Below are 11,578 nucleotides of genomic sequence, written 5' to 3'. Positions count from 1 at the left end.
GAAAGGTTCAGCAAGGACCTGGATTGGATGCCCAGGGTAGTCCTCATCGCCAAGAGTGCCTATGTCTGGCTCGACCAACTGTCGAAAAAATACGGCCGTCAGATCAGCCGCCTCGACCAGATTCCGGATGAGGAGATCGACACCATTGCACGTTGGGGCTTCACGGGCCTCTGGTTGATAGGAATCTGGGAGAGAAGCCCTGCCTCTCGGAGAATAAAGCAGCTCACGGGCAACCCTGAGGCCTTGGCCTCGGCCTATGCGATCTACGACTACGTGGTTGCAGCCGATCTGGGAGGTGAGCAGGCCTATCAGGACCTCAGGGACCGGGCCTGGAAGAGGGGGATCCGGCTGGCCAGCGACATGGTTCCCAACCATACGGGCATTGACTCCCGCTGGGTAATGGAACACCCCAACCGGTTCCTCCAGTTGGACCATTGCCCCTTTCCGGGGTACAGCTTCAGTGGGCCGGACCTTTCTCATGATCCACGGGTGGGGATCTACATCGAAGATGGCTACTGGGATCGCAGTGATGCATCTGTCGTCTTCAAAAGAGTGGATAGGACGACCGGGGAGGTGAGATTCATCTATCACGGCAATGACGGAACAAGCATGCCCTGGAACGACACGGCTCAACTCAACTTTCTGGACGAGGAGGTCCGTGGTGCCGTAATTCAGGTGATCCTTGAGGTGGCCCGGAAGTTTCCCATTGTTCGGTTCGATGCAGCCATGACCCTGACGAAAAGGCACTTCCAGCGCCTCTGGTATCCGGAACCCGGGACCGGAGGGGACATTCCATCCCGTGCAGAACACGGGATGAGGGGAGAGGAATTTGAGAGGCGGTTTCCCCTCGAGTTCTGGAGAGAGGTGGTTGATCGAGTAAGGCGGGAGGTCCCCGATACACTCCTTTTGGCCGAGGCCTTCTGGCTCATGGAGGGATACTTCGTCAGGACCTTAGGAATGCATAGGGTCTACAACAGTGCCTTCATGAACATGCTGAAGATGGAAGAAAATGCCAAGTACCGCAGAGTCGTGAAGAATGTGTTGGAATTCGATCCTGAAATTCTGAAACGCTTCGTGAATTTCATGAACAACCCGGACGAAGCGACCGCTGCCGCCCAGTTCGGCAAGGGAGACAAATACTTCGGTGTGACCCTTATGATGGTAACCATGCCGGGGCTTCCCATGTTCGGCCACGGTCAGATCGAGGGATTGGCTGAAAAGTACGGGATGGAGTACAGGAAGGCCTACTGGAATGAAGAACCGGATAGGAACCTCCTTGAGAGGCATGAAGCCGAAATCTTCCCCCTCCTGAGGAGGCGGCATCTTTTCAGCGGTGTGGAGAATTTCGTTCTTTACGATTTCTACGAAAGCGACGGCAGGGTCAATGAAAACGTCTTCGCTTACTCCAACCGGAGGGGAGATGAGCGGGTTCTGATCATTTACAACAACAAGTACGAGACCGCCAGTGGCTGGGTGAGGATCTCCACATCGATGGCTGTTGCAGGCAGGCGGCCCGGGGAGAAGATACGGGTTCAGAAGACCCTGGCCGAGGGTTTGTCGGTCTGCAGGGAAGATTCTTGCTTCTGTATCTTCCGGGACCTGAAATCAGGGCTGGAATACATACGCCAGGGCAAGAAATTGGCAGAAGAGGGTCTCTATATCGAACTCGGGGCCTACCAGTACCATGTATTTCTCGATTTCAGAGAAATACGAGACAACCGGGAGGCTGACTATGCACGGCTTGAACAACTCCTCAAGGGCAGAGGGGTACCGGACGTTGAGGAGGCCCTGAAGGAGATGCTCTTCGCTCCGATCCACGGCCCCTTCAGGGAGATCGTCAACCCTCTCATGGTTCAGCGGATCATCGAGGTCCGTGCCGACGGGATCGAATCTCCTCAAAGCAAGGAGTCTATCGGGCTGCTGCGGGACAACATGGAGACATTCCTCCACCGGTTACAGGAAAGAGCCGGAGTCACCGGTAATCCCGCCGAGGCTGCGCGGAAATTCATCGACGGTGTAAGGGCGATTCTCTGGTTCACCCGGTTGGATGGATCCCAGGAGGCGAGAAGATTTGAAGAACTGGGGGATGTCCTCTCGGACGTGAAGGTCCGGATACGGGCGGAGATGGATCTCAAGAGTCCTTTCTGGAGAGTCTCACTGGCCTGGCTGGTCCTCCGTCATGCCGGCGGGATGATGTGTGGCTATGGGGGCGCCTGGCAGAACGCGTCGTGGATCGATGAATGGATTCTGGGAAAGATCATCGGCCAGACCTTCCAATCCCTTGGATGTGACGAGACCAGAGCATGGCAGGAGACCGATCTTGTCAGGATCCTGGTCTTTCATTGCGACTGGTTTGCCCGTAGGAGGGAAGAAACACGCTCCCGCCTGAAGGGGTTGTTCTATGAGTCCGAGGTTCAGCTGTTTCTCCAGTTCAATTGGTACGACAACGTCCTCTGGTTCCACAAGGAACGATTCGCCGAGCTGACAGACTGGTTGTTCCTGGTCTCGGTGATCGAACTCGTTGCCGGTAAGACTCGCATGGACAGGAAGACGGCCGAGGGCCTCATGGAGAGGCACAGGATCATGGAAGAACTCCGCCGAGAGGCGGCCAGCTCAGGATACCGTGTGGAAGGGATGCTCGACAGGCTGAATCGATTCTAATTCTGGATGCAGGGCTTGGGTTTGACCTGGAGATCAGGGCAAGGCCAACTGCGGGGAGTCTGAAGCTTCTAGAATCCAGGTGGGGACAGGACATGGGGGTCAGCTTATCATGAGCCTCGGCAGGCTTGAGAGATTGAGACAGATCGTGGAGAGAAAGAAGAAGGTTCTCATTATGACCCACAACAACCCGGATCCTGATGCTATCGCAGCGGGGTGGGCACTGCGCTATCTGTTGAGAGGGAAACTGGGTGTCGGTTCGGTCTTCGTGTATGGCGGCATAATCACTCGAGCCGAGAACAGAGCCATGGTTCGGCTTTTGAACATCCGTATGAACCCGCTTGAGATGGTCAACATCTACAATTTCAGTGTCGTCGCGTTGGTGGAGACACAGCCGGGCTCGGGAAACAACAGTCTCCCCCCATCCATAAAGCCTGCCATAGTGATCGACCACCATAGTCCCCGCAAGGCCTCCCAGGATGCAGGATTCGCGGACATCAGGCCTGATTACGGGAGCTGTTCGACCATCCTTACAGAGTACCTCATTGAGGCCGGCCTGCCTATCCGGAAGAAGATGGCCACGGCGCTTTTCTACGGGATCAAGTCTGACACCCAGGATTTGGGCAGAGATGCCACTGATGCAGACTGCCAGGCCATGATCCACCTCTATCCCAAGATCCACCCGAGGCTTCTGTCTCAGATTGAAAACCCTGATCTGTCCCGGAACTACTTCGTCCTCTTTGACGAGGCGCTCCATGATGCTGTGATCCTGGGCGATGTGATCTTCTGCGACCTGGGTTTTCTGGTCAATCCCGAGATGGTCTCACTCATGGCCGATTTTCTGTTGCGGGTATCCGGGGTGCGTTGGAGTCTTGTCATCGGAGCCTTTGACAACCGGGTGATTTTTTCTATAAGGACGAAGCGGCACAGACAGAATGCGGGCCTGATGGCTAGGCGGATCGTTAAGGGACTCGGTACGGCAGGGGGGCACGGAATGATCGCCGGAGGCCAGGTAATCATCAAGGGGCTCGGGCCGGAGAAACAGGAGAAGATCTGTAAGAACCTGAAGAACCGGTTCCTGAAAATTCTGGGGAGAGAAGGTGCCAAGGAAGAGAAGCTTATCTAGCCGGGGAGGTTGGCCCGCGGTCAATCTCCGGCCTCTTTTTTCAGTTCCTCCCAAAATCCCTTGATTCCCGTCTTCAGGTCGTGAAAGGCCTTCTTGCCTCTCCTACGAATCACCGCACGGGCATCTTCCACGGCCTTCTCGGCCATAATATCGAGGGCCTCCTCCGAGACGGGCTGTCCTCTCTTTGCCAGGCTCTTCCGGAGTATCTCCTTTGCGAGATCTCTTTCAGCCTCTGAGAGTCTGTCGAGAATCCTCTTCCACTTGGGTTCGTCCATTGGATTCAAACGGATGGAGCTCTCCCCTGGTCCCCACTCATTTTTTCGACCGGTCCCGCGTTTTCACCTTCACGATCCAGGGCGGTAGTCGTCAGAAGACACCGAGCTGGCAGAAACCGAGCCGGACGCCCAATCTCTCACAGGCCGAGGTGATCTCCATCTTGGACATACCAAAACGGGCGGCCAGAGCCCACGCTCTCTTGCAGGGGAGCCTTCCACCGGCTAGGGCTTGGCGGATGGCCTGTTCCAGTTCGTGTGAGACCCTTTCGACTGGTTCGACAATGTTCCGCCTCTTGTCTGTGTGTCCGAAAAGACCGAGCTGACACCGGGTTATCTTCAACTCCAGCAGGTCTGCAGTCCGGCCCACCTCCGCCGGGCTTCTGCCCATCTCCTCGGCGACTGTGAAGGCGGATGGACAGGTAATGCGTCCGTCAGGGGCTTTCTCCTTCAGCTTCTCTGCCAGAGCCTTGTCTACCCGGCGGTTTTCCCTGTGTCTTGTACCATAGTGCCCTTCATACTCGTGGGTCATTGCGCTTCCCCTTGCTCCCGCCTTTGAACCCTGTCCGCCTCTCATGATGCAGCAATCACTGTTGTCAAGCCATGCCTTTGAGACGCTTGGCCTTTTGGCTCTTCCTGCATTTTTCGTATATGATGCACTGCGTCCTGTATCGACAATAGCCGCATGGATCCGTGCATGCCTCACAATTGTCGAGACATTCTCCACAGTAGTGAACCATCATCTTCTGGCACGTAACCACCGCTTCCCGTTCAGGATGGTTGAGACATTGCAACATGAACCCGTAGCGCCTTTCCTCATCTGAGAGTCGTGTTGTCTGGTAAAATAGTAGCCCACAGGTTCTCCGAATTCAAGGCCGCCTGCCAGACCGCCTCTTAGACTCTGGCGGGGTTTCCTGCGGGTTGAAATTCCCTCGGCTTCGAGTAAGATTATGGCATGATTGGGCTCAGCCCTCTTCTCATCACATTCGTTGCCGCCTTTGGAATCCGCTCGGCTCTTGAGGTGGTCCTGAACCGGCTCAACGTCAGCCACCTCCGCCGGTACGGGCAGAGGATACCCCCGGTGTTCCGCTCCGTTGTGGATGAGGGGAAGCTGGCAAGGATCTCAGCCTACAGGGTTGAGTCGATGAGTTTCGGGTTGTTCGCCGATCTCTTCTCGCAGTCCTGGCTGCTGGCAGCTCTGTTGTCCGGGTTTCTCCCAAGACTCGTAGAGAGGATCGAGCCATGGGTAACCAACCCAGTATGGGAGGGTCTCATCTTTTTCGCCGTCCTTTCAGCAGTGCTGAATCTCCCTCGGATCCCCTTCAATTTCTATGAGATATTTGTGATCGAAGAACGCCACGGCTTCAATACCAGGACGATCAGGACGTGGCTTCTCGATCTCCTAAAGGAAACCCTGCTGTCTGCCTTGCTCGGAGGTATCGTGCTCTTGTCTCTCTTGATCCTGATCTACCGGATACGCCAGGCCTGGTGGATCTGGGCATGGTTGGTCTTGGCTCTGGTCGAGGGACTTGTTCTCTGGCTCTACCCGGTTCTCATAGCTCCGTGGTTCAATCGGTTTGAACCCGTCTCGGATGCAAGTCTGCAACAGAGGATTCAAGATCTCGTGGAGGTGGCGGGCCTGACGGTAAAAGGGGTCTACCAGATGGATGCGGGAAAGAGAACCCGCCACACGAACGCCTATTTTACAGGCCTTGGCCGTACCAAGAGGATCGTTCTTTTCGATTCTCTCCTCGAGAGGCATACCGAGGATGAAATCCTGGCGATTCTATGCCACGAGGTGGGACACTGGAAGAGGAAACACATGATCAAACAGCTCCTGGCTTTGGAAATCGCCTCCTTCGTGGTCCTCTTTGTGACAGGCCGCCTCATCCAGTGGCCCCTCCTGTATCGAACCTTCGGATTTCACGGCCTTCTTCCTTTTGTGGGAGTTTTTCTTGTTGGGACGGTGGTGGAGCTTGCTGGATATTTTCTTTATCCGCTGGGATCGGCTATTTCCCGAACACTGGAAAGGCAGGCCGACGATGAGGCCTCAAGACTCATGGGAACGGGCCTGCCCCTGGCGAGAGCCCTTCGAAGGCTAGCCCTGGACAATCTTGCAAACCTCAACCCCCATCCCCTCTATGCGTGGTTCTACTATACACACCCCCCTGTTGTAGAAAGAATCGAGCGGCTCGAGAGAAACGAGAGGGAAACCTCATGAGACGCAACCTTCAACTATCGGATGTTGTCTTGGTTCACATAAGGGAGAGGCCCGCCTTCTATGCCCAGGTGAAAGCCCTCGAGCCGGATGTCAGGAAGGGGTGGTACCGGGTGACCCTCGGTTCGCCTCTTGGAGATCTCCAGTGGATCCTCGAGGACGTACATCTCTTCCTGGGCCAAACCTGGACATTTGGAGGCGTCCCCTATCGAATGGTGAGGATAAGAAGCCCGAAACCAGAGGCTCCCAGGGTTGTCTCCTTCAGGAGGGTTAAGTAGCTCTCCGTGAATTTTCACTGGGTGTAAGGTCTTCCCAGGAGCCGGCCAGCAGGATATTGTCCTTTGCCGAGCAGGCGTGTGGATGCCGTGTGGCCTCAGGGAATCTGCAGGATCGTCCCTTACCGGGCCTCGGCATTCCGGGTTGTTTTGAAGAGCAGGAGGACGTCGCGAAATCGGGGAGCATCGGCAAAGACCCCGCCGGTCTCTCCTGCAATCTTCTGCAGGGTGTGGAGGTATTTTCTTTCCACCCGTGAGTAACCGACGGCAAGCACGGAAACCCCTGATCGGCGTATAGCCCTGACAACCTCTTGAAGAGTGGATCGACTCCCCTCGTCCTTTCCATCGGAAAAAAGGATCAGGACCTTCTTCTGCCTGTCCTCCCTCCGGATGGCTCTAATCCCCTCCATCAGGGCATCGAACAGGACCGTCCGCCTGCCTGCCGTCTTGAGGCGGCTTATCTCTCTTTCCAGAGATTTCTTTTGGGCAGTGAAATCCCTGACGAGTTCGGCGCTGTCGTTGAAAGTAAGGATTCCTGCCCGATCGTTTGCGCCCATGAGCCTGATGAAGTCAAGAGCCGATCTCTTGATACCCTCCAGGGGAGCTCCCTTCACAGAGCCACTCGTATCGAGAACAAAGAGGAAGGCAGCCCCTTTCGGCGAGCCGGGGGCCGGGAAAGACCCGCCGAGCCTCGGCAAAGCAAAGGCGGGTTCATGTCTCGGAGGGGCGAGTGCGGGCTGAACCGCAACTGCTGCGGAGGTGAGGGCCACGCGGGTTTTGATGGTAGCCCGGGGCTTGCCCGCCTTTTCAAACCTCTCCCTTTCGATCTGTGGAAACCTCCGGGCTGGAGCCGCGGCCATCTTTCCCTGGTGGGGAACCAGGGGAGACTCCTCCGTCGGGAGAGGGGATAGTTCGGAAACAGACGAACCCAGGGATTGCACTCCACGGGCAGGCTTGAGTGTTCTCAAACCATGGGCCTTCTCCAGCATCTCTGCAACAGGGGCCCCTTTGCTGGAAGTTGCCAGGGTCATCTCCCTCTGTTCCGGAACGACAGGAGACTCGCCCGTGGCAATGGGGGGAAGTTCAGGAACGTAGGAAGGCTCGGATTTGGCTTCACCGGCAGGTTTGAGCCTTTTCAAGCGACCTGTCTTCTCCGGGGTCTCATGCAGGGAAGGACCGACAGTGGAAGTTGCCAGGGTCATCTCCCTCTGTTCCGGAACGACAGGAGACTCCACTGTGGGTATAGGGGGAAGCTCTGATACCACACGCTCACTTGGCCTGTTTCTGCCCAGGGGTACTTGAGATCTCTTCACGGTTTGAGAGTATGCCTGTTGGCCCCGAGATCTTTCTGCCTCGGTTAGGGTCCTGGGCACCTCTATCTCAAGGATGGACGGTTGATTCTTCAAAGAGGGTTTCACAGGGGTGAGGTAGACCCGAGGCTTGTCAGATGTGGAAACTACGCGTCTGCTGGCGACCTGTTTCCCTTCCCGGCTTACGGGGAGGACACCCGGCGTGGGGATTTGACGCACGCTAAGGCTCGGCTCGAAGTTCCCCTGCTTTGGCACGGGACCGGCCAGATCACGGATGCCAAGGCGTGCTTCCGTACCCGACGATAAAGGGCTCTTGGTTTCGAGGGAGGTTCTGCTCCCCTCTTGACCCAGAGGTTCAATGCCCAGTTTCGGAATCTCCTGAAACTCGACGGTGGGTTCCAATCTCCCCTCCCTCGGCCTGGGTGTGCTCAGACTGGCCAAGTCGGAGCGTCTTTGTGCCTCAGGAGCGGCCTCGCTCTTAGTTTCAAAAGGGCTCTTGCGGGCGGCGCGGCTCGAAGCCGGGAGGAGCAGGCCGGGGACCTCCTCCACCTTGAGGACAGGTTCCAATCTCCCCTCTGTCGGGGCAGGCCCGGCCAAGTCGGCGGTTCTGGCGCGACCTTCCCGCTGGACCGAGGTTTCGCTTTTCGCATCAAGGACGCCCCTCTCCACTGGTTGATCGACAACAGGCTTTGTTTCTGGAACAGGTGCTTCTTCCTCGAGAACGACTGCCTCGATGGGGATGATCTTGGTGGGTTCAACCTTGACGGGCAATCCCAAGAAGGCGTTGACGGCAAGAAGCATGCCCAAGTGGAGCAAAATCGAGAGAATAAGGTATCTTCCGAGCTTTCCCTTTTTCACGGATCGATCACCGAGTCTCTACTGACCCGACCCTGAAGACCCCTCTTTCTTACTGCTGCTACTTCCAAGGCTGATGGCCTTTTCAAACTCGTTCTTTGCCTCTTCGTGCATTCCCATTTCCGTGTAAAGCATCCCGAGATTGTTGTGTACATAGTCGCGTTCAGGGCCAAGCTCCGCTGCTTTTGTGAGGTAGTGAAGGGCTTCGTTATAGGCCTTTTCTTTGAAATAGAGAATCCCCAGATTGTTCAGGGCGTCCACGTTATCAGGGTCAATGCGTAGAACAGCCTCATACTGCCTGATGGACTCCTTGTTTTGACCTTGAGAAGCAAGGATCTCCGCCAATCTGAAGCGTGCATGCACGTTGTTGGGATTGATTCTCAGGGTGGCCTCGTAAGCCGACTTGGCCTCTTCCAGTTGGTTCAAGGCCTGCAGAACCGTTGCCAGACCGAAATGGGCATCTTCGTGATCTGGCGCAAGCTCGATGGTCTTTCTGTAAGCCTCGGCGGCTTTGTCAAACTCCTTCCTAGCTTCGAAGACGGTGCCCATATTATAGTAGGCCTGGAAGAAACGGGGACTGATTTCCGTGGCTTTTTCGAAATTTGCAAGTGCTCTGCCCAGGTCTCCGGTCTTGCGATAGACCACTCCCATATTGTTGTAGGGTTCGGCAAAATCGGGTTTCAGGGAGGCCGCCTTCTTGTAGACCTCCATGGCTTTCTTGGTGTTTCCCCGTTCGCTGTAAATTGTTCCCAAGTTGTTGTAAGCCTCCGCGAAATCCGGTTTCAAGGATATCGCTCTTTGATACAGTTTCTCGGCTTCTCCCTTCTCCCCCTTTCTATCATGAATGACCCCTAGATTGAAACAGGCCTCGGCCATGTTTGGGTCGATCCTGAGGGCCGCCTCATACTCGGTGGAGGCCTGGTCGTCCTGACCGGAGAGGTCGTAGCACAAAGCCAGATGAAAACGGATATCTCCACGCTTCGGGTCAAGGGCCTTCGCGTGGAGAAGATAGTCAAGGGCCCTTTTGTAATCTCCTTTCTTGGTCAGCGCAACGCCCATGCCCAGGAGGGCATCCACCGCATCCGGTGATGCCTTGAGAACCCGCTGGTATTCCTTCACCGCGGCCTCGGTCCGTCCGGATTCCAGGAGCAGATCAGCGAGCCTTGTCCGAGCCTCCAGATGGTCCGGCTTCTCCCTCAGGGCGAGCCTGAATTCGGTGATGCCCTCTTGATTCTGTCCCCTCTGTTTGTAAAGCAGTCCGAGTTCGTACCTGATTTGAGGATCCAGAGGTCGTATCTTGAGGGCAGCCTTGTATTCGTCCAGAGCCTCATCCAACTTGCCGAGCTTCAGGTAAGCCTTGGCCAGCGCCACATGAGCCTCAGGATTGTCTGAGCGGAGTTTGATCGCCTTCTGGTACGCGTTTACGGCCTCGTTCAGCCGATTCTGCCTGAACAGGCCGACGCCCAGGTTGTAGTAGTCTTCCCACGAATCAGGGGCAAGCTCCACCGTGCGGGTCAGTGCGTCGACAGCCTCGGAAAGCTTGCCCTGTTTCAAAAAAATATAGCCCAGATTCCTGAAGGCCTTGACACTTCGGTCATTTAGCCTCGTCACCTCCTGTAGCTGTTGAGCCGCCTTGTCCAGATATCCCTTTTTCAGGTATGCCAGGCCGAGATTGAAACGGAAATCCTCCTGATCAGGCGTGCGCTCGATCTGCTTCTTGTATGCTTCGATGGCTTTGTCGATATCACCATTCTGAAAGAAGGCCGACCCAAGAAGGCCGTAAAGGTTTGGAAAATCTGGATCTAGGGCAAGAGCCTTTTGAAACTGTTCAATGGCTTCCTGATATCTTCCCAGCTTGTAGTAGCTACCCCCCAGATTTACGTACAAACTGGCCTTTTCGTTGGCTTCGGTCCAAGAAGGAATCAAGCAGACAATAAGTCCCACCAATAACAAAAAAAAGAGCCTCTGTTTCATCGGAACCTCCTCCCCGAACATCAAGAACGGAAAACCTGGCCTCTTATCTCTCACTGGCTTTGAGCAAAATGCTTATAGATTTTCACCAGTTCTTCCTGTGTAAACCGGGTGACTACCAACTCCTGCCCTGGGACGATATAGTCCGGGTTCTTCCCGATCCGCCCGTTCTTGAAGTTGTACACGTAGGATTCTCGAGTCTTCTCATAAAGGATCTTACCGAGAAAGGAACTCGATCCGTTCGGCAGCGGTTCGTCGGCATCCCTTGGAAGGTCCAGGGTGACAAGCTTTTGCTTCTTCGAACCCTTGCCCTCCGGTACCGGGATCCCCCTACGAAACTGATCCATGAGTCCGTGTTGGATGATGCCCCAGATACCTTGGAGATCCTCTGGGGTAACCGTGTGAATATAGAAGGTCTGCTTCGAGAGGTTCGGACCCCCGGGTTCCTTCAGGAGTTGGGAAACCGTGATTATCTCCCCGGGCTCTTCCACTATGACCTTTATCGGAGTTTCGAGCGTCACAGACTTGTCAGCCAGGAGTTGCCCCGGTGTCGTGGTTACGGTCTTCTCTTGTTTGGTGACAACCTTGATGGGTGTGTCGAGGGTGACGGATTGACTCGCAAGCAATTGCTGGGGTGTAGTCGTGATAACCCTCCGCCGCTTTTGGAGGACCTTGATGGGGGATTCAGGAGTAACGGAAGGCTCCTTCAAGAGCTCGCGGAGGGTAATCACAACAACCCTCTTCTCTGTCTGGACGACTCTGATCTGGGTATTGGAGCCGATCACGCGTTGTTGCAACAGTTCTCGAGGAGTAGTCGTAACGACCTTTCCCTTCTTCCCTTCGAGGATTCTGATGGGCGTATCCAGGGTAATAGAGCGGTCCTTCAGCAGTTC

The 11,578-nt window shown here is 55.5% G+C and carries 10 protein-coding genes; 4 read left to right on the top strand and 6 right to left on the bottom strand.

Annotated features, from left to right (window positions below; genetic code table 11):
- Both JRJ26_18980 and JRJ26_18975 read left to right on the top strand, forming a co-directional pair.
- A partial coding sequence (locus tag JRJ26_18980; protein MBW2059579.1) for an alpha-amylase occupies positions 1-2,661 on the top strand: 2,661 nt, incomplete at its 5' end.
- Between the two features lie 109 nt (positions 2,662-2,770).
- Complete coding sequence (locus JRJ26_18975) at positions 2,771-3,784, top strand: bifunctional oligoribonuclease/PAP phosphatase NrnA (protein MBW2059578.1); 1,014 nt, start codon at positions 2,771-2,773, stop codon at positions 3,782-3,784.
- 20 nt (positions 3,785-3,804) lie between these two features.
- Here JRJ26_18975 and JRJ26_18970 read toward each other — a convergent pair whose 3' ends face one another.
- The 3 genes from JRJ26_18970 to JRJ26_18960 all read right to left on the bottom strand — a co-directional run bounded on the left by JRJ26_18970 (position 3,805) and on the right by JRJ26_18960 (position 4,850).
- Positions 3,805-4,068 carry a hypothetical protein gene (locus JRJ26_18970; GenBank protein MBW2059577.1) on the bottom strand — a complete coding sequence of 88 codons (264 nt, stop codon included), beginning with the start codon at positions 4,066-4,068 and terminating at the stop codon, positions 3,805-3,807.
- Between the two features lie 82 nt (positions 4,069-4,150).
- Entirely contained in the window at positions 4,151-4,588 is a 438-nt protein-coding gene (locus tag JRJ26_18965; GenBank protein MBW2059576.1) for a hypothetical protein, read from the bottom strand.
- 64 nt (positions 4,589-4,652) lie between these two features.
- On the bottom strand, positions 4,653-4,850 hold the full coding sequence (locus JRJ26_18960) for a hypothetical protein (protein ID MBW2059575.1): 198 nt from the start codon (positions 4,848-4,850) through the stop codon (positions 4,653-4,655).
- 161 nt (positions 4,851-5,011) lie between these two features.
- Here JRJ26_18960 and JRJ26_18955 point away from each other — a divergent pair, with 161 nt between their 5' ends.
- On the top strand, positions 5,012-6,277 hold the full coding sequence (locus tag JRJ26_18955) for a M48 family metallopeptidase (GenBank protein ID MBW2059574.1): 1,266 nt from the start codon (positions 5,012-5,014) through the stop codon (positions 6,275-6,277).
- Entirely contained in the window at positions 6,274-6,552 is a 279-nt protein-coding gene (locus JRJ26_18950) for a hypothetical protein (protein MBW2059573.1), read from the top strand. Before JRJ26_18955 ends, JRJ26_18950 begins: the two co-directional genes overlap by 4 nt.
- Positions 6,553-6,671: 119 nt before the next feature.
- On the opposite strand, the gene JRJ26_18945 is transcribed toward JRJ26_18950, so the two are convergent.
- The 3 genes from JRJ26_18945 to JRJ26_18935 all read right to left on the bottom strand — a co-directional run.
- Positions 6,672-8,717, bottom strand: coding sequence for a VWA domain-containing protein (locus JRJ26_18945; protein ID MBW2059572.1), 2,046 nt, complete (start codon positions 8,715-8,717; stop codon positions 6,672-6,674).
- 18 nt (positions 8,718-8,735) lie between these two features.
- Positions 8,736-10,688, bottom strand: a complete 1,953-nt coding sequence (locus JRJ26_18940) for a tetratricopeptide repeat protein (protein ID MBW2059571.1) — start codon at positions 10,686-10,688, stop codon at positions 8,736-8,738.
- 50 nt (positions 10,689-10,738) lie between these two features.
- On the bottom strand, positions 10,739-11,578 hold an 840-nt coding region (locus JRJ26_18935; protein MBW2059570.1), incomplete at its 5' end, for a hypothetical protein.

This window comes from Deltaproteobacteria bacterium (assembly GCA_019308905.1).
In the GTDB taxonomy this organism is placed as follows: Bacteria; Desulfobacterota; BSN033; order WVXP01; family WVXP01; genus JAFDHF01.
This window is presented reverse-complemented; position numbering and strand designations above follow the sequence as displayed.